The organism is Sphingomonas sp. R647, from assembly GCF_020177055.1.
Taxonomy (GTDB): Bacteria; Pseudomonadota; Alphaproteobacteria; order Sphingomonadales; family Sphingomonadaceae; genus Sphingomonas.
This window is the reverse complement of sequence record NZ_JAIQXT010000004.1, coordinates 370,423-388,189: the sequence shown is the minus strand read 5'-3', so window position 1 is coordinate 388,189 and position 17,767 is coordinate 370,423. Positions and strand designations below refer to the sequence as shown.

Here is a 17,767-nt window from a genome sequence, read left to right as displayed (position 1 = left end):
AAATCACAAGCGCACTGGTCCGGTGGCTCCAAAATCCCTATCTTGGGCTCCATGAGGTTCTTCAAACCCGATCGCCCCGTCTCGACGGTCGGCGCGCTGGCGGATCTGCGCAGCGTCCTGCGCATCCGCCACCGCTACCAGCTGTGGTTCCTGCTCGCCGCAGCAATCACCACCGGCCTGGTGCTGTTCGGCTTCTACAAGGACTCGTATTTCGAGAAGCCGTACAAGCGCGAGATCGTCTATTTCCAGAACTGGCGCGAAGATCGGACGATCGACGAGATCATCGCCCAGCAGAAGATCGACGAACCGATCCGCCAGAAGCGCATCGCCGAGGAAAAGGCGAAGGCTGAAAAGAAGAAGCGCGAATACAAGAAGATCGACGACAAGCTGAAAGAATACGGGATTTGAACGACGCCGCGTGGATGGGTGCCGCGCTCGCGCTCGCCGAGCGCGCGCGGGGCCGTACCGCGCCCAATCCCAATGTCGGCTGTATCATCGTGCGCGACAATCGCGTCGTCGGGCGCGGCTGGACCCAGCCCGGCGGCCGCCCCCATGCCGAGGCGATGGCACTGGCCCAGGCCGGCGCGGCGGCGCGCGGCGCGACCACTTATGTGACGCTCGAACCCTGCGCGCATGACTCGCCGCGCGGTCCGGCCTGTGCCGACTCACTGGTTGCAGCGGGAATCGCGCGCGCGTTCATTGCCCTGCGCGACCCCGACCCGCGCACCGACGGCCGCGGCATCGCGCGACTCGAGGCAGCGGGAATAGCGGTGACCACCGGAACGCGGGTGGGCGAAGCCGAACGCAGCATGGCGGGCTTCCTCACTAGGCGCGCCTCGGGCCGGCCATTCGTCACGCTCAAGCTCGCCACCTCGCTCGACGGCTGCATCGCGCTCGCCAATGGGACGAGCCGCTGGATCACCGGCCCGCGCGCCCGCCAGCATGCACATCTTGAGCGCGCACGCCATGAGGCGATCTTGGTCGGACGTGGCACGCTGGATGCCGATTCTCCCACGCTCGACGTCCGCATTTCCGGCCTTGAAGACCGCAGCCCCCGCCGCATCCTGCTCTCCTCCAGCGACGTCACCGGCTGGGAGCGACTCGCCGCGCCCGAGGCGATCGGCGACCTCGAAGGCGTCGATCATTTGCTGATCGAGGGCGGCGCACAGACCGCCGCCGCCTTCCTCCGCGCCGATCTGGTCGACCGGCTGCTGCTCTACCGCGCGCCGATCCTGCTCGGCGGCAAGCCGGGCCTTGCCGACCTCGGCCTCGCCACCCTCGACCCGGCGCATGGCCGCTGGACATTGCACGATGCGCGGATGCTTGGCAGCGACCGGATCGAGGTCTACGAGCGCGCCAGAGGATAGGATATGTTCACCGGAATCATCACTGATGTCGGCGCGATCGAAGCGATCGAAACTCGCGGCGACCTGCGTGCGCGCATCACCACCGCCTATGACACCGCGACCGTCGATATGGGCGCGTCGATCGCCTGTTCGGGCGTCTGCCTGACCGTGGTGGACAAGGGGCCAGGCTGGTTCGCGGTCGACGTCTCGCACGAAACCGTCTCGCGCACCGCACCACAATGGGTCGCCGGACAGCGCCTCAATCTCGAACGCGCGCTCAAGGTCGGCGACGAACTCGGCGGGCATATCGTCACCGGCCATGTCGATGGTGTCGGCACGGTGCTCGGCCTGTGCGCCGAGGGCGATTCGCAGCGGATCGGCATATCGGTGCCCGCCAGCCTCGCCCCGTTCATCGCCGCCAAGGGATCGATCACCATCGACGGCGTCTCGCTAACCGTGAACGAAGTGACCGATCAGTCCGACGGCACCGCGCATTTCGCGATCAACCTCATCCCGCACACCCAGGCCGTGACCACGCTCGGCGCGCTGGCCCAGGGTCAGGCGGTCAATCTCGAGATCGACGTGCTCGCACGCTATCTCCAACGCATGGAGGCCGTTCGTGGCCAGTCCTGAAGTCAGCCGCCTTCCGCACGCCTTCCTCGCCTCGCCCGAGGAGATCATCGACGAGGCGCGCAATGGTCGCATGTTCATCCTCGTCGATGACGAAGACCGCGAAAATGAAGGCGACCTGGTCATCCCCGGCCAGATGGCGACTCCCGACGCGGTCAACTTCATGGCCAAGCATGGCCGCGGCCTGATCTGCCTCGCGATCACCCAAGGCCGCGCCGACCAGCTCGGGCTTGAGCCGATGGCGCGGCACAACGGCACCAGCATGGGCACCGCCTTCACCGTCTCGATCGAGGCGAAGGAGGGCGTCACCACCGGCATTTCCGCCGCCGATCGCGCGCGCACCATCGCGGTCGCGACCGACGCGACCAAGGACGCCGCCGACATCGTCTCGCCCGGTCATGTCTTCCCGCTCATCGCGCGCGAGGGCGGGGTGCTGGTCCGCGCCGGTCATACCGAAGCGGCAGTCGACGTCTCCCGCCTCGCCGGGCTCAGCCCGTCGGGCGTGATCTGTGAGATCATGAAGGATGACGGCACGATGGCGCGGCTCGACGACCTCGTCGCCTTTGCCCAGCTGCACAACCTCAAGATCGGCACGATCCGCGACCTGATCGCCTATCGCCGCCGCCATGACCATCTGGTCGAGCGGCGCGCGGAAACGGTGTTCCAGAGCCGCTGGGGCGGCGACTGGCGCAGCATCGCCTTCTGGAACAAGGCGACCGGGACCGAGCAGCTCGCTTTGGTCAAGGGCCGCGTCACCCCCGACAAGCCGACCCTCGTCCGCATGCACGCATTGTCGCCATTCGCCGATGTGTTCGGCGAGGCGGGCGACCGTGGCCGCCTGCTCCAGCGGTCGATGGAGATCATCGGCGAAGAAGGCGCGGGCGTGGTGGTGGTCATCAACAAGCCCCGCGCCGACGCCTTCACTATGGCGATCGAGCGCAAGGCCGGGAAGCGCACCGAAGTCGATATGGAGGAGTTGCGCGATTACGGCGTCGGCGCGATGATCCTCAACGAACTGGGGGTCGAGGAAATGGTGCTGCTCACCAACACCCATCACACGCTCGTCGGCCTCGACGGCTATGGCCTGCGCATCGTCGGTGAGCGCGCGATCGACCTGGGAGCCGAATAATGGCCAACATCCTGATCGTCGAAGCGCGCTTCTACGACCATCTGAACGACATGCTCCTCGCCGGCGCCCGCGCCGCGATCGAGGCGGCGGGCCATGCGCATGAGACGGTCACCGTCCCCGGCGCGCTCGAAGTGCCCGGCGCGATCGTGCTGGCGGAGGAAACGCAGCGCTACGACGCCTATGTCGCGCTCGGCGTGGTGATCCGCGGCGAAACCTATCATTTCGAGATCGTGTCGAACGAAAGCGCGCGCGGCATCATGGCGCTGACCATGGACGGCATCCCGATCGGCAACGGCATCCTCACCACCGAGGACGAAGCGCAGGCGATCCGCCGCGCCGACCCGGCGCAGCTGAATAAGGGCGGCGGCGCAGCAGAAGCGGCCATCGCGATGCTGGCGCTCAAGCAACGGCTATGACCCACCCGATCCTGTTCACCGAACGGCTGATCCTGCGCCGTCCGGCGGCGGAGGATCTGGACGGCTGGGCGGCTTTCTCCGCCGATTCGGTCGCGACCGAACATCTCGGCGGCCCGGTCGAACGCAGCGTCGCCTGGCGCCAGCTGTGCACCATGGCGGGCGCGTGGGAGATCAACGGCTTTTCGATGTTCAGCGTGATCGAGCGCGCGACCGGCAAATGGGTCGGTCGCCTCGGCCCGTGGATGCCCGAAGGGTGGCCCGGCACCGAAGTCGGCTGGGGCGTCGCGGGGGAATTTGCCGGGCGCGGCTATGCCTATGAAGGCGCGGTCGCGGCGATGGCCTATGCCGTCGACATCCTCGGCTGGAGCGAGGTGATCCACACTATCGCGCCCGAAAACACCCGCTCGATCCGCCTCGCCCAGCGGCTGGGATCGACCAATCTGCGCCGTGTCCAGCTTCCCGCCCCCTATGCCGATGTCACCGTCGACGCATGGGGGCAGAGCGCCGAACAATGGCGCGCCGGGCGGGCCACGCGGTGACCGAAATACCACCCAGCCGCTACAAGGTCGTCGAGCGCGACCGGCGGCTGGTGGTGATCGACACGCTGACCGGAAAGCCCGCGAGTGCGCCCGGCCCCATCGCCCCGCCTGATCGTCAGCCGACCCTAGACCGCCCGATCACCGAAACCGAACCGCGCCGCATCGACGACCGCAGCGGCGCGCAGGTCCTGACCACCTCGCCGCTCTACGACCTCAAGGCACCGCGCCGAATCGTGATGGGCGACCGGTTCAACGACAAGATCGGCAAGGCGATTGGCGGCTGGGTGATCGGCCTGTTCTTCGCCTTTTCGATCGCCTTCCTGTTCTTCCCCTGGCTGATCGTCGTGCCGTTCGTGCTGGCCCTGCAACCCAAATTGCGCGCGGCGATCCGCCAATGGATCACCGCGCGCCTGGATGATGTGGAGCGGGGTTAGCCCCCCCTCCGTCGGTTACGCGTCTTGCTTCGCCAGCGCCGGGTAATCGATATACCCCTCCGGCCCCTGGCTATACCACGTCGCCATATTGCCCTCATTGAGCGGCGCGCCGGTGCGCAGCCGTTCGGGCAGGTCGGGATTGGCAAGGAAGGTGCGGCCAAAGCTCACCGCATCTGCCACCCCGCTGTCGAGCGCAGCCTGCGCCTCCTCACGGGTGACATAGTCCGAATTGACCACCAGCGGCCCATCGAACACGGTACGGATCGCCGGGCTCAGCTTGGGCACTTCGGTGCGACCGAACGTCCCCTCGGGCCCCGGCTCGCGCAGTTCGAGGAAGGCGATGCCGAGTTCCGACAGACGCTTTGCGGCGGGCAGGAACAGCGCATGCGGGTCGCTGTCATCGACGCCCTGGCTTTCGCCATTGGGCGACAGGCGCACGCTCGTGCGGTCCGCACCGATCGCCGCGACGACGCGCTCGGCCACGTCGCTCAGCAGGCGGATGCGGTTGTCGACGCTGCCGCCATAGGCGTCGCTGCGCTGGTTCGCGCCGTCGCGCAGGAACTGGTCGATCAGATAGCCATTGGCGGCATGGATCTGCACGCCGTCAAACCCGGCCTTGCGCGCATTCTCCGCGGCGCGGGCATAATCGTCGAGGATGCCGGGAATCTCCGACAGGTCGAGCGCGCGCGCGACCTCCGAAGGCTGGCGCCCCTCATAGGTGTGCATATGCCCCTTGGTCTGGGTGGCCGAGGATGAAACCGGCTGCTCGCCGATGACCGAGCTGTGGACCTGACGCCCCATATGCCACAGCTGCGCGACGATCCGTCCGCCTGCTTCATGGACCGCCGCGATCACCGGCTTCCACGCCTCGACCTGCGCATCGTTCCACAGCCCAGGTGCAAACGGCCAGCCCAGCCCCTGACGGCTGATCCCGGTCGCTTCGGAAATGATCAGCCCGGCCGAGGCGCGCTGGGCATAATAGTCAGCCATGATCGCGGTCGGCACCGCATCGCGGTCGGCGCGGCCGCGCGTCAGCGGCGCCATCAGCACGCGGTTGGGGGCGGTGATCGCGCCCAGCGTCAGGGGATCGAACAGGTCGGGCATCAGTGAATTTCCCTCCAATTGGGTTGCATAATGCAACAGATAGGACGCTAAAGGCGCGATGCACGAGTCTGCCCCTCCAAGAAAAGCTGCGCCCGACCAAAGCGTCGCTGCTTTGCCCTTTGCGGCGCTGCTGATCGGCAATCTGGCGCTCGCCTTCGGCCCGTGGTTCGTCCGCGCCGCCGATGTCGGGCCGGTCGCAGCCGGCTTTTGGCGACTCGCGCTCGGCGTCCCGTTCCTGTTCGCGATCATCCTCGTCAGCCGCGGCGGCGCGATGCGGGGGACGCGCGGCCTGTGGGGGATCCTGCTGCTCGCGGGGATCGCGTTCGCCGCCGATCTCGCCTCGTGGCACATCGGCATCCTGCATACGACGCTCGCCAATTCGACGCTGTTCGGCAATTCGGCGACGCTGATGTACCCGATCTGGGGATTCTTCATCGCGCGGATGTGGCCGACGCGGCAACAGGGACTCGCGCTCGCCCTCGCCGCGATCGGCGCGGGGCTGCTGCTCGGACGCTCCTATGAGCTGTCGCCCCAGAACCTTGTCGGCGACCTGCTCTGCCTGCTCGCGGGCGCGCTCTACACCGTCTATTTCATCCTGATGGCCCGCGCGCGCACGGCGATGGCGCCGCTCCCCGCACTCGCCTGGTCCAGCCTGTTCGGAACGCTCCCGATGCTGATCTTCGCCTGGGTGTTGGGTGAACAGATCTGGCCGCAGAATTGGGGCATCCTCGTCGGCCTTGCGCTCGCCAGTCAGGTCATCGGGCAGGGTCTGTTGATCTACGCGCTCGGCCATCTTTCGCCGCTGGTCGTCGGCATCGCCCTGCTGACTCAGCCGGTCGTCGCCGGCACGGTCGGCTGGATCGTCTATGACGAGCGGCTGGGCGTGCCCGATTTCATCGGCGCGGCGCTGGTCGCGGTGGCGCTGGTGCTGGTCCGTCGCGGGAAAAGCCCTCCGGGACAGGTTGCGTCGAGCGAGGCAGAGGCTAAAACGTGAACATGACCGATGTAGCCGACATGACGCTGGACGAGCTTCGCGACGCGCTTGCGCCGCACCTCGCCCCCAATGCTGCCTTTGACGGGTGGAGCGCGGACGCGGTCACCGCCGCTGCCGACGCGATCGGGGCGGATCACGACATTGCCCGCCTCGCCATTCCCGCCAAGCCGGTCGAGATGATCGACCTGTGGTTCGCCCATGTCGACCGTGAAATGGCCAGCCGACTGACCGCCGAAGCGCTCGCATCGATGAAAATCCGCGCCCGGATCACCGCATTGGTCGAGGCACGACTCGACATCCTCGCCCCGGATCGGGAGGCGCTGCGCCGCGCGGTCGCGATCCTCGCGATGCCCCAGAACGCCGCGCGCGCCGCGCGGCTTGGCTGGCGCTCGGCCGATGCGATGTGGCGGCGCGCCGGCGACACCGCGACCGACTATAACCATTATACCAAGCGCGCGATGCTGGGCGGCATCTACGCCGCGACGATCGCGGTGTTCCTGAACGACGAGAGCGAGGGGCAGGCCGACACGCGCGCCTTCCTCGCCCGCCGAATCGACAACATCATGCAGTTCGAAAAGGCCAAGGCGAAGCTGGCGTCGCGGTCCGACCATCGCTTCAGCATGTCGCGCTTCATCGGCCGGCTGCGCTACACCGCGCGGTGAATCGGCACCGATTGCCCCGCGCGCAGAAGCTGCTTAGGCTGGCTCCCTTGTTAGACGGGGGAACGACCGATGAAGGCCGTGGCAATCATTCTCAACTTTTTCATTCCGGGCGTGGGCAGCCTGGTCATCGGCAAGACCGGCGCGGGCGTCGCGCAGCTGATCATCTATTTCGTCGGCCTGTTCTTCACGCTCACCCTGATCGGCGTCATCATCGGCGGCCCGATGATGCTGGGCGCGTGGATCTGGGGACTGGTGACCGCAGCAACCCATGTCGATCAGCCGGTGCAGGTGCATGTTGTTCATACCCACCAGCCGGGCGGATCGCCCGACGCCTGATCCGGGGCCGACCCCGCCTCACACGGTGAGGCGGGGCGTATTGTGAGCTCACTTCCCTATCCCGCGCTGCACGCCAGCCATGGCGGCATCTGGATTGCGACCGCCGAAGGGACGCGCAGCATCGGGCGGGGTGAGGCGGTGCGGATCGCCGCCGACACGCCGGTGATCCTGCTCAACGCGCCGCTCGCGGCGCAGCGGCTGGGCTATCCCGACCTGTCCGGCCTCGACCTGCTGGAACTCTTCGCCTTCCTGCGCCCGGCGCGGTTCATGGTGCCGACACCGCGCGGCCTCGCCCGCACTTTGGGCATCGCCGAGCCCGCCGACGACGCCAGTGTCGCGCCATTCCTGCGCGACGCGGCCGAGGCGATGCTGGCCATTGCCGAAACCGACTGGCCGGAGCGCGAGGGGGCGTGGCACGGTGCCCAATCGCTCGCGCGGCTGCGCTGGAGCTGGGCACCAGCCGTATCGCAGCGCCTGAGCAAGCCCGAAAAGGCCGAGCGCTGGCTGTTCTCGCGCCTGCCCGAATGGAGCGAGGGCGCGCCGCGCACCCCACCGCGCACCGTGACGCTCGATCCTGAAGCGGTGCGCGATCGGCTCGCGGCGCTGACCGGAGCGGGCGCCGAAACCCGCGCCGGGCAGCGGCTCTATGCCGAAGCGGCGGCAAGCGCCTTCGCCCCGCGCACGATGCGCGATTCGCCCAATCTGGTGCTGGCCGAGGCCGGGACCGGCATCGGCAAGACGCTGGGCTATCTCGCGCCCGCCTCGCTGTGGGCGGAGCAGGCCGATGGCGCGGTGTGGATCTCGACCTTTACCAAGGCGCTGCAACGCCAGCTCGGCCATGAAGGCGAGCGCCTGATCGCCGACCCAGAGGAGCGCAAGCGGCGGATCGTCACGCGCAAGGGCCGCGAGAATTATCTCTGCCTGCTCAACCTTGAGGACGCGCTGCAGGGCGGGTTTGCTGGCCGCGCGGCGGTGCTGGCACAGCTGGTCGCGCGCTGGGCGGCCTATAGCGCCGATGGCGACATGGTCGGCGGCGACCTGCCCGGCTGGCTTCCCGTGCTGTTCCGCCGCAACGGATCGACCGCGCTGACCGACCGGCGCGGCGAGTGCGTCTATGCGGGCTGCCCGCACTACCGCAAATGCTTCATCGAACGCGCCGCGCGCGCGAGCGCCGACGCCGATATCGTCATCGCCAACCACGCGCTGGTGATGGTCAACGCCGCACGCGGGCGCGAAACCGCGACGCGCCCGACCCGCTATGTGTTCGACGAGGGCCATCACCTGTTCGACGCCGCCGACGCGATGTTCAGCGTCGCATTGTCGGGACAGGAGACGATCGAGCTGCGCCGCTGGGTCACCGGTCCCGAAAGCGGATCGCGCGGCCGCCGCCGTGGCCTTGCCGCGCGGCTGTCGGATGTCGCCAGCTATGACGATGCCGGCGCGCGCGCGATCACCGAAGCGGTCGACGCCGCCCGCGCTTTGCCCTCCGATGGCTGGCTCCAGCGGCTTGCCGAGGGCCAGCCGTTCGGTGCGATCGAGCATCTCCTCGCCGCCGTCCGCGGCCTCGTCTATGCCCGCGACGCCGATGGCTCGGGCGAGGCCGGCTATGGCATCGAGACCGAACTGGCCGAGCCCGACGCGCCGCTGATCGACGCCATCCCGCCCGCCGCCGCCGCGCTCGAATCGCTGCTGCGCCCGCTAATGGCGCTCGGACGACGGCTGGAGGCGGTGCTCGACGAAGCGCCCGACTGGATGGACGGGCAAGCGCGCGCGCGGATCGAGGGCGCGATCGCCTCACTCAGCTGGCGCGCCGAAACCGTCGCCGCGTGGCTCTCACTCGTCGCGCGCATCGGCGGCCCCGCGAGCGCCGACTTCGTCGACTGGCTCGCCGTCGAACGCATCGAAGGCCGCGAAATCGACATCGCCCTCCACCGCCGCTGGCTCGACCCCAGCAAGCCGTTCGCCGAAACGGTGCTCAAGCCCGCGCACGGCGCGCTGGTCACCTCCGCGACGCTGCGCGCGGGCGGGGACTGGGAGGTTGCCGAGCAGCGCAGCGGGGCGCAGCATCTGCTCCACCCCGCACAGCGCTTTGAGGCGGCCTCGCCGTTCGACTATCCGCGCCAGGCCGAAGTGCTGATCGTCACCGATATCAAGCGCGGCGACATGGGCACGCTCGCCGCCGCCTATTCCCGCCTGATCGTCGCGGCACAGGGCGGGACGTTGGGGCTGTTCACCGCAATCCGGCGGCTGCGCGCCGTCCACACCCGCATCGCCGACCGCCTCGCGCGCGAAGGGTTGCCGCTCTACGCGCAGCATGTCGACCCGATCGACACCGGCACCTTGGTCGACATCTTCCGCGACGATCCGCGCGCCTCGCTAATCGGCACCGACGCCTTGCGCGACGGCGTCGATGTGCCCGGCCACTCGCTGCGGCTGGTGGTGATGGAGGGGGTGCCCTGGCCCAAGCCGAGCGTGCTCCACGCCGCGCGCCGCCTGGCCAATGGCGGCAGCGCATATGATGACCGGATCGTCCGTGCGCGGCTGGCGCAGGCGTTCGGGCGGCTGATCCGGCGCGCCGATGATTCGGGTGCGTTCGTGCTGCTCTCTGCGGCAACCCCGTCGCGCCTGCTCGACGCCTTCCCTGCGGGCACCCCGATACGCCGGCTCACACTGGATGAAGCGGTCGAGCGCGTGCGGCGTCTTTCCTCCGTCGCATCGCTGGGGCAGAAGGCGCGCGAAACCGCCGATCGGGAGGGCCGATGAAGACGTTGACGGTGCTGCGCCACGCCAAATCGAGCTGGGACGATGCCGTCGCTCGCGATTTCGACCGGCCGTTAAATGCGCGCGGGCAACGCGCCGCGGTAACCGTCGGTCGCCATATGCGCAGCGAAGGGCTGGCATTCGATCATGTCGTTGCCTCGCCCGCCGTCCGGATCGTCGAGACGGTCGAGCAGGTCGAGACCGGCTATGGCAGCGCGCTCGCCCCTGAATGGGACCGCCGCATCTACCTCGCCTCGGCCTCGACCTTGCTCGACGTGGTCCACGAGCTGCCCGCAGGCGCCGACAGCGCGTTGCTGATCGGCCACAATCCGGGGCTTGAGGATCTGGTGCTGATGCTGGTGCCCGACCGCGTCGGCGACCTGCTGCGCGATTCGGTGGAGGAGAAATTCCCGACCGCCGCGCTGGCGATGATCACGTTCGACACGGACGACTGGGGCGCGATCCGCTCCAGCGCCGGGACGCTGGTCCGCTTCGTCCGTCCCCGCGACCTCGACCCGGCGCTCGGCCCGGAGCGTTGATCAGCGATCCTCGTCCAACGCAGTCTGCAGCGCGTCACGCACCGCGCGCAGCGAGTCGGACCGCCCGCGCCGCGCGCCCCGCTCGGCATCGAGCAGCCGCTGGACCCCGCGGATCGAATAGCCCTCACGACTGAGCAGCGAGTCGATGCGGCGCACCAGCGCGACATCCTCGGGCCGGTAATAGCGGCGTCCCCCCGCACGCTGCAGTGGGCGGAGCTGGGGGAACCGCGTTTCCCAATATCTCAATATGTGCTGGGGGCGCCCGATTTCCTGCGCAAGCTCACCGATCGTCCGGAAGGCTTCGGGGCCCTTCTCCGGACCGACTGCCATGTTATCCCCCGCTGACGATCCGGTCGCGCAGCATCTGGCTGGCGCGGAAGGTCAGCACCCGGCGGGGTGCGATCGGCACCTCTACCCCGGTTTTCGGGTTACGCCCGATCCGCTCACCCTTGTCGCGCAGCACGAAGCTGCCGAAGCCCGAAATCTTGACATTCTCGCCCTTGGCGAGCGCCTCGCACATATGGCCGAGGATCTGTTCGACGAGCCGGGAAGCATCGGCGCGCGAGAGCCCAACGTCGCGATGCAGTGCATCGGCGAGATCAGCCCTGGTCAGCGTCGCAGCGGATGTCATTCTAAACCCTCCAGCCCCGTCTTGTTACCGTAACACATTGAGGGACTGGTGCAACCATCGTTGCGCCCACGTTACGATACCGTGATACTACGGTAGAGGCTTCATTTCGGCGGACCGGAATGATACCAATACCCGATCAGAAACGGACCACCGCCGCGCCCCAGGTGAAGCCGCCGCCCATCGCCTCGAGCACCAGCAGGTCGCCCTGCTTGATCCGCCCGTCGCGCACCGCCGTATCGAGCGCGAGCGGCACCGAAGCGGCCGACGTATTCGCATGCTGGTCGACCGTTACCACGACCTTCTCCGGCGCAAGGCCAAGCTTCCTGGCGGTCGCGTCGAGGATGCGGGCATTGGCCTGATGGGGCACCACCCAGTCAACGTCTTCCGGATCCAGCCCCGCCGCGACCAGGCTCTCGGTCATCACGCTAGCAAGGTTGACCACCGCATGGCGGAACACTTCCTTGCCCTTCATCCGCAGCTTGCCGACCGTGCCGGTGGTTGACGGGCCGCCATCGACATAGAGCAGCTGGTTGTGGCGACCATCGGCGTGCAGCTTGGTCGCGAGCACGCCGCGCCCGCCGTCGACCGCTGTCTCCTGCGCCTCCATCACGATCGCGCCGGCGCCGTCGCCGAACAGCACGCAGGTGGTGCGATCTTCCCAGTCGAGAATGCGGCTGAACGTCTCCGCACCGATGACCAGCGCGCAATTGGCGCTGCCCGCGCGGATCATGCTCTCCGCGACCTGCACCGCGTAGAGAAAGCCCGAGCAGACCGCCGCCACGTCGAACGCGACGCAATCGTCGATGCCCAGCGCCGCCTGCACCCGTGTTGCACTGGCCGGAAAGGTCTGGTCGGGGGTCGCGGTCGCGAGCACGATCAGATCGATAGCCTGCGCGTCGACCCCCGCCGCGCTCAGCGCCGCGCGCGCCGCATCGGTCGCGAGGGTTGATGTCGTCTCGTCATCGTCGGCGATGTGGCGGAAGCGGATTCCGGTGCGCTCGACGATCCATTCGTCGGTGGTATCGACCCGCTCGGCCAGCTCGGCATTCGACACGCGGCGACGCGGCAGCGCCGATCCCGTTCCGGTGATCACTGCACGCCGCATGGTTGCGACGGCGCTCGATTCGCTCATGCTGCCTGGGCCTCGAAATTGCCGAGATCCTCGGCGATGCGGCGGGTCAGATCGTCACGCACCATCTTGGCGGCGACGCCGATCGCGGTTTCGACCCCGACTTCGTTGGCACTGCCGTGGCTCTTCACGACGATGCCGTTGAGGCCGAGAAAGACCGCGCCATTATGATTATTGGGGTCGAGGTGATGGCGCAGCAAATCGGTCGCCGGCTTCGAGATCAGAAAGCCGATCTTCGAGCGAATCGAGCTGGAAAAGGCGCGACGCAGCAGGTCGCCGACGAATCGCGCCGTACCCTCGACCGTCTTGAGCGCGATATTGCCCGAAAAGCCGTCGCACACGATCACGTCGACATTGCCGCGCGACATGGCATTGCCCTCGACGAACCCGGTAAAGCGCAGCGGCAGATGCGTCGCGGCGCGCAATTTCTGCGCGGCGTCACGGATGATATCCGTGCCCTTGAGCTCTTCGGTGCCGATGTTGAGCAGCGCGACTCGGGGCGATTCGAGGTCGAGCACGGTGCGCGCATAGGCGGCGCCCATGACTGCGAACTGGATAAGGTTGCGGCTGTCGACCTCGGTATTCGCGCCCAGGTCGAGCATGACCACGTCATTATCGCCCAGCGTCGGCATCCGCGCGGCAAGCGCAGGGCGATCGATACCGGGCATGGTGCGCAGCGACAGCTTTGCCATCGCCATCAGCGCGCCGGTATTGCCCGACGACACGGCAGCGGCGGCATCGCCCCGCTTTACCAGGTCGATCGCGATGCCCATCGACGTCGTCTTGGCGCGGCGAATCGCCTGGCTCGGCTTGTCGGCGGCGGTCACGACCTCGGGTGCGTGGACGATTTCCGACGCAACGGAGAGGTTGGGATGGGACTTCAGCCCCTCGCGAATCGCATCCTCGTCGCCGACGAGCAGAAAGCGCATGCCATCGAACCGGCGTCGCGCGCGCGCGACTCCGGCGAGCATGACCGCCAGCCCCTCATCGCCGCCCATCGCATCGACGGCGATTCGTGCGCTTGAGGTCATGGCCAACGGTCCTTGATTGCTTGGGCTCAGCCCTCGACCGAGACGATCTCGCGGCCGTTATAATGGCCGCATGCGCCGCACAGCACGTGCGGGCGCTTCAGCTCGCCACAGTTCGGGCACTCCTGGAATGCCTGGACCGTCAGCGCGTCGTGCGACCGGCGCATGCCACGGCGGCTGGGCGAAACTTTTCTCTTGGGGACGGCCATTTCGGCAAACCTTCTTGAACTGTCGTCTTAAAACCTGGATCGCGATACGCCCATGACGGCGAACGGGCAAGCGCCGGGGTCCGGCACTCGCCGGACAGCCCTGGGCCAGTCGCGAAGCGAGCGAGCGCCTATACCGATTTCCGTTCAAGTTGCAAGGCGGCGCGCGGCGTGGCACCGAAGACACCTTATTGGGGGAAGCAATCCATGGACGCAATCATCCTGCCGGTGACACTGGCAACGGCCGCCGCCTGCGCATTGATCAATGTCTGGCTGGCGATCCGAATCGGTCAGGTGCGCCGTGCCGAGAAGATTTCGATCGGCGACGGCGGCAGCACCCGGCTGATCGCGCGGATGCGCGCGCAGCTCAATTTCGTCGAATATGCCCCGATCGTGCTGATCCTGATCGCGCTGATCGAACTGGCAGTGGGGACCGAGACCTGGCTGTGGGCCGTCGCGGCGCTGTTCGTCGTTGCGCGCATCCTCCATGCATTCGGCATGGACGGCTGGATGCCGGGCCGTGGCATCGGCATCGCGGTCACCCTGCTCGTGACGATCGGCCTGGCCGGCTACGCCGCCGCCATCCCCTATTTCGCATTCAGCGAATCGGAAACGATCGAGCTGGTCGAGGTATCGGGTTAAGAGGCTTGCTCGACCCACGCGGCTAACAGCGTATGGGCGATCGCGTAGCGCGGCGGGGCGATGAACCGGGCATCGGGTTCACCCGCCAGCGCCGCGCGCGCCTCATCCCGCGTGACCCACATCGCGTCCTCGATCTCGGTAGTGTCGAGCGATAGCGCATCGTCCTCGGCACGCGCGATACAGGCGATCATCAGCGACGAGGCGAATGGCCAAGGCTGGCTGGCGATGTAGCGTACGTCGCTGACGCGCACCCCTGCCTCTTCCAACGTCTCGCGCGCCACCGCTTCCTCAACCGATTCGCCGACCTCGACGAACCCGGCCAATGCCGAATAGCGCCCCGCAGGCCATGCCGCCTGCCGCCCGAGCAGCGCGCGCCCGTCATGTTCGGCAAGCATGATCACCACCGGGTCGGTGCGCGGAAAATGCTCGGCGCTGCAACCGGAGCAACGCCGCGCCCAGCCCGCGCGGAAAATCGCGGTCGCGCTGCCACAGGCCGCGCAAAAGCCGTGGCGCTGGTGCCAGTCGACCAGACTGCGCGCACAGGCATAGAGGCTCGCCTGATCAGGCTGCATCAGCCCGAGCATCGCGAACAAGGCTGGCGACCGCGCCGCGCCATGCCGCTCGCCCATGCGCAGCGGGACGAAATGCGGTTTGCCGTCGATATAGCCGAGGAACAAAGGCTCCGCGTCGTCGGAAAGGTCGGCAAGGCTCGCCCAGACCAGCCGCCCTTCGCTGTCCAGCTCGGGATCGAGCCCGTTGAGCCGGAGCAGCCGCGCGCGCCAGTCGCCCAGCGCGGTGGCGAGTGCCTCCGGGTCGTTGCGCTCGCGGTCGGCGCGGTCGAGCACCCCGCCCGTGAAGCCAACTGGGCCCACGCTCAGCGCGCAGCCTGCGCGTACACCGCTCGCACCGCATCGGCGCGCAGCGGCCATTTGTCCGACGGGAAGTAATTGACCATCACTGTCCCGCGAATCTTCTTCGACGGATCGACCCACGCGACCGTACCCGCCGCGCCGCCCCAGCCATAGGTGCCCTTGCCCGCGCCGCCCGGAACATCCTCAAGCTGCACCGAACCACCCGCGCCATAGCCCATCTTCGGCCCCGCCGCCCCGCCGCTTCCGCTCGGCGCGCCACCAAAGGTGACACCTGCGGGCAGCAAATCGGACATGGCGAGCCGCACCGTCTCCGCCTTCATCACCCGCACGCCATCAACCGCGCCACCATTGGCGAGCATGTGCAGGAAGCGATCATAGTCGCGTGCCGACATAACAAGGCCAGCGCCGCCATAGGGGAAGGACGGCGGCGTCAGCCAGGCCGAGGTCTTGGCCGGATCGAACGGGATGCGATTGTCGCCCGCCCAGGCATAGTTGGTCGCGAATCGCCCGATCTCCGACTGCGGCACCGTCCAATAGGTCGAGGTCATCTTGAGTGGCGTCAGCATCCGCGTCTGCAGGAACTGCTCATAGGGCATCCCCGCCGCCGCCTCGATGATCGCAGGCAGCAGGTCGAGGCTGATCGAATAGCTCCATTTCGTCCCCGGCTCGGCGATCAGCGGCAGCGTCGCGACGCGCTCGGCAAATTCCTTGAGGCTGGTCGGACGCAGCGGCCGCGCCTGCGCTTCCAACGCCGCGTTCACCGCACCCGGCGTGATGCCCAGCCGCTCATATTCCTTGAGCAACGGCCCCTTGGTGATGATCGAATAGCCAAGCCCGGCGGTGTGCGTCACCAGATGCCGCACCGTGATCTGCGTCGTCGCCGGCCGGCTATCCAGGCTGTTGGCCGGATCGGTCAGCACCTTCATGTTGCGAAAGCCGGGGAAGAAGTCGGAAATCGGCTGGTCGAGCTTCAGCTTGCCGTCCTCGACCAGCATCATCGCCGCCATGGCGGTGATCGGCTTGGTCATCGAATAGACGCGCCACAGCGAGTCGGGCGTGGCAGCAGCGGCGTCGGCCTCCACCGCGATGCGGCCTGCGCTGGCAAATACCGGCGCCGAATCGCCGACGCCATAGGCCACGACGATGCCCTGGGTGCGGTTCTGTGCGACATAGTCCTTCGCCAGCGCCTCGACCGGAGCCGCGGTCTGCGTCGCAGTCGCCGCCTGTCCGAACGCCGCCGATTGCGTCGTCGCCAGCGCCAGCGCCACCGCGCCGCCGATCATCCAGGTCCGCTTCATGCTTCGCTCTCCATCGCCTCGACCGCCTTGGCGAACAGCCGCGGAAGTCCTGCCTCATCCAGTCGCTCGATCGGCCACCATTCGCCCTCGACCGCGCCTATGTGACGCGCGAGTGTTGCAGTCGCAAGCACGCCGTTCAGCTCGAAATGCGTAAAGACATGGCGGATCGCCGCGTTGCGCAGCGTCCAGTCGGCCGCGACCGGCGCATCGGCCAGCCCCGGCGGGCTGTCGCTCCACGGCCCGGTCGGCAGTGCACGCATGCCCCCCAGCAACCCCTTGTCCGGGCGCCGGACCAGCAGCACCGCCCCGTCCGCTTCCAGCCAGAAAAACGTGCCGTAGCGCACGGGCCGCGCGCGCTTCTTCGCCTTCACCGGAAACGCCTCCGGCGTCCCGGCGCGCCGCGCGGCACAGGGTTCGGCAAGCGGGCACAACAGGCATTTGGGATTGCGCGGGGTGCAGATCGTCGCGCCCAGATCCATCATCGCCTGCGCAAAATCGCCCGCGCGCACATCCGGCGTGATCGAATCGGTCAGCGCCCGGACCTGCGGCTTCGCGCCCGGCAACGGATCGGCCACCGCAAACAGCCGCGTCACCACCCGCTCGACATTGCCATCGACCACCACCGCGCGCTGCCCGAACGCGATCGCCGCCACCGCCGCCGCCGTATAGGCGCCGAAGCCGGGCAGGGTGCGCAACGCAGCCTCGCGCTCCGGCAGCCGCCCGTGATGCTCGCCCGCCACCGCCCGCGCGGCGGCGAGCAGGTTGCGCGCACGGGCATAATAGCCCAGCCCCGCCCACGCGCTCATCACCTCGGCATCCGGCGCAGCCGCGAGGCTGGCGAAATCGGGCCAGCGCGTCGTGAATTTCTCGAAATAGGGGATCACCGCCGCGACTTGAGTCTGTTGCAGCATCACTTCGGACAGCCAAACGCGATACGGATCGGGCGGCGGCGTCCCCGGCGGCGCGCGCCACGGCAGCACCCGGGCGCTGGCATCATACCAGCCGAGCAGCAGATCGGCGATGTCGCGAGAAACATTGTCGGGCACGCCCCGCCTATGGCATGGACGACGCC

General features: G+C 67.9%; 22 protein-coding genes. 13 read left to right on the top strand and 9 right to left on the bottom strand.

Annotated features, from left to right (window positions below; genetic code table 11):
* The first annotated feature begins 51 nt into the window (after positions 1-51).
* The 7 genes from K9B35_RS12030 to K9B35_RS12000 are packed head-to-tail and all read left to right on the top strand — an operon-like array spanning position 52 to position 4,494.
* Positions 52-408 carry a hypothetical protein gene (locus K9B35_RS12030; protein WP_224922078.1) on the top strand — a complete coding sequence of 119 codons (357 nt, stop codon included), beginning with the start codon at positions 52-54 and terminating at the stop codon, positions 406-408.
* Complete coding sequence (gene ribD / locus K9B35_RS12025; RefSeq protein WP_263622517.1) at positions 405-1,367, top strand: bifunctional diaminohydroxyphosphoribosylaminopyrimidine deaminase/5-amino-6-(5-phosphoribosylamino)uracil reductase RibD; 963 nt, start codon at positions 405-407, stop codon at positions 1,365-1,367. Before K9B35_RS12030 ends, ribD begins: the two co-directional genes overlap by 4 nt.
* A 3-nt stretch (positions 1,368-1,370) precedes the next feature.
* Positions 1,371-1,979, top strand: coding sequence for a riboflavin synthase (locus K9B35_RS12020; protein ID WP_224922077.1), 609 nt, complete (start codon positions 1,371-1,373; stop codon positions 1,977-1,979).
* Positions 1,966-3,105 (top strand): 3,4-dihydroxy-2-butanone-4-phosphate synthase, encoded by a 1,140-nt coding sequence (gene ribB, locus K9B35_RS12015; RefSeq protein WP_224922076.1) that lies wholly within the window; start codon positions 1,966-1,968, stop codon positions 3,103-3,105. Before K9B35_RS12020 ends, ribB begins: the two co-directional genes overlap by 14 nt.
* A complete protein-coding gene (ribH, locus tag K9B35_RS12010; RefSeq protein ID WP_224922075.1) occupies positions 3,105-3,521 on the top strand; it encodes a 6,7-dimethyl-8-ribityllumazine synthase in 417 nt (138 codons plus the stop codon). The genes ribB and ribH overlap by 1 nt, the downstream gene beginning before the upstream one ends.
* Complete coding sequence (locus K9B35_RS12005; RefSeq protein ID WP_224922074.1) at positions 3,518-4,060, top strand: GNAT family N-acetyltransferase; 543 nt, start codon at positions 3,518-3,520, stop codon at positions 4,058-4,060. Before ribH ends, K9B35_RS12005 begins: the two co-directional genes overlap by 4 nt.
* Positions 4,057-4,494, top strand: a complete 438-nt coding sequence (locus K9B35_RS12000; protein WP_224922073.1) for a hypothetical protein — start codon at positions 4,057-4,059, stop codon at positions 4,492-4,494. Before K9B35_RS12005 ends, K9B35_RS12000 begins: the two co-directional genes overlap by 4 nt.
* Positions 4,495-4,509: 15 nt before the next feature.
* Here K9B35_RS12000 and K9B35_RS11995 read toward each other — a convergent pair whose 3' ends face one another.
* Positions 4,510-5,598: an alkene reductase gene (locus tag K9B35_RS11995; RefSeq protein WP_224922072.1), complete on the bottom strand. Its 1,089-nt coding sequence runs from the start codon at positions 5,596-5,598 to the stop codon at positions 4,510-4,512.
* Between the two features lie 58 nt (positions 5,599-5,656).
* Here K9B35_RS11995 and K9B35_RS11990 point away from each other — a divergent pair, with 58 nt between their 5' ends.
* The 5 genes from K9B35_RS11990 (at position 5,657) to K9B35_RS11970 (ending at position 10,889) form a co-directional block, all read left to right on the top strand.
* The gene (locus tag K9B35_RS11990) at positions 5,657-6,592 is read left to right on the top strand and encodes a DMT family transporter (protein ID WP_224922071.1); all 936 of its coding nucleotides are present in this window, start codon (positions 5,657-5,659) and stop codon (positions 6,590-6,592) included.
* Between the two features lie 2 nt (positions 6,593-6,594).
* The gene (locus tag K9B35_RS11985) at positions 6,595-7,254 is read left to right on the top strand and encodes a COQ9 family protein (protein WP_224922070.1); all 660 of its coding nucleotides are present in this window, start codon (positions 6,595-6,597) and stop codon (positions 7,252-7,254) included.
* A 69-nt stretch (positions 7,255-7,323) separates the two neighbouring features.
* Entirely contained in the window at positions 7,324-7,590 is a 267-nt protein-coding gene (locus tag K9B35_RS11980) for a hypothetical protein (protein ID WP_224922069.1), read from the top strand.
* Between the two features lie 42 nt (positions 7,591-7,632).
* Positions 7,633-10,353, top strand: coding sequence for an ATP-dependent DNA helicase (locus tag K9B35_RS11975; RefSeq protein ID WP_224922068.1), 2,721 nt, complete (start codon positions 7,633-7,635; stop codon positions 10,351-10,353).
* Positions 10,350-10,889, top strand: coding sequence for a SixA phosphatase family protein (locus K9B35_RS11970; protein ID WP_224922067.1), 540 nt, complete (start codon positions 10,350-10,352; stop codon positions 10,887-10,889). The genes K9B35_RS11975 and K9B35_RS11970 overlap by 4 nt, the downstream gene beginning before the upstream one ends.
* On the opposite strand, the gene K9B35_RS11965 is transcribed toward K9B35_RS11970, so the two are convergent.
* From K9B35_RS11965 to rpmF, 5 genes are all read right to left on the bottom strand, one after another.
* Positions 10,890-11,219 (bottom strand): MerR family transcriptional regulator, encoded by a 330-nt coding sequence (locus K9B35_RS11965; protein WP_224922066.1) that lies wholly within the window; start codon positions 11,217-11,219, stop codon positions 10,890-10,892.
* Between the two features lies 1 nt (position 11,220).
* Positions 11,221-11,520 (bottom strand): integration host factor subunit alpha, encoded by a 300-nt coding sequence (locus K9B35_RS11960; RefSeq protein WP_224922065.1) that lies wholly within the window; start codon positions 11,518-11,520, stop codon positions 11,221-11,223.
* A gap of 136 nt (positions 11,521-11,656) precedes the next feature.
* Positions 11,657-12,625 carry a beta-ketoacyl-ACP synthase III gene (locus K9B35_RS11955; protein ID WP_224922243.1) on the bottom strand — a complete coding sequence of 323 codons (969 nt, stop codon included), beginning with the start codon at positions 12,623-12,625 and terminating at the stop codon, positions 11,657-11,659.
* A 23-nt stretch (positions 12,626-12,648) separates the two neighbouring features.
* Positions 12,649-13,680: a phosphate acyltransferase PlsX gene (gene plsX, locus K9B35_RS11950; protein ID WP_224922064.1), complete on the bottom strand. Its 1,032-nt coding sequence runs from the start codon at positions 13,678-13,680 to the stop codon at positions 12,649-12,651.
* Positions 13,681-13,706: 26 nt separating this feature from the next.
* A complete protein-coding gene (gene rpmF / locus K9B35_RS11945; protein ID WP_224922063.1) occupies positions 13,707-13,886 on the bottom strand; it encodes a 50S ribosomal protein L32 in 180 nt (59 codons plus the stop codon).
* A gap of 204 nt (positions 13,887-14,090) precedes the next feature.
* Between rpmF and K9B35_RS11940 the strand changes: the two genes are divergently transcribed.
* Positions 14,091-14,525, top strand: coding sequence for an MAPEG family protein (locus tag K9B35_RS11940; protein WP_224922062.1), 435 nt, complete (start codon positions 14,091-14,093; stop codon positions 14,523-14,525).
* Here the strand turns inward: K9B35_RS11940 and nudC are convergent.
* From nudC to mutY, 3 genes are read right to left on the bottom strand one after another with little or no spacing between them, the layout of a single operon-like run.
* Entirely contained in the window at positions 14,522-15,370 is an 849-nt protein-coding gene (gene nudC / locus K9B35_RS11935; protein WP_412103465.1) for an NAD(+) diphosphatase, read from the bottom strand. The genes K9B35_RS11940 and nudC overlap by 4 nt on opposite strands.
* A gap of 29 nt (positions 15,371-15,399) precedes the next feature.
* Entirely contained in the window at positions 15,400-16,695 is a 1,296-nt protein-coding gene (locus K9B35_RS11930; protein ID WP_224922060.1) for a serine hydrolase domain-containing protein, read from the bottom strand.
* On the bottom strand, positions 16,692-17,741 hold the full coding sequence (gene mutY, locus K9B35_RS11925; protein ID WP_224922059.1) for an A/G-specific adenine glycosylase: 1,050 nt from the start codon (positions 17,739-17,741) through the stop codon (positions 16,692-16,694). Before mutY ends, K9B35_RS11930 begins: the two co-directional genes overlap by 4 nt.
* Positions 17,742-17,767: the final 26 nt, after the last annotated feature.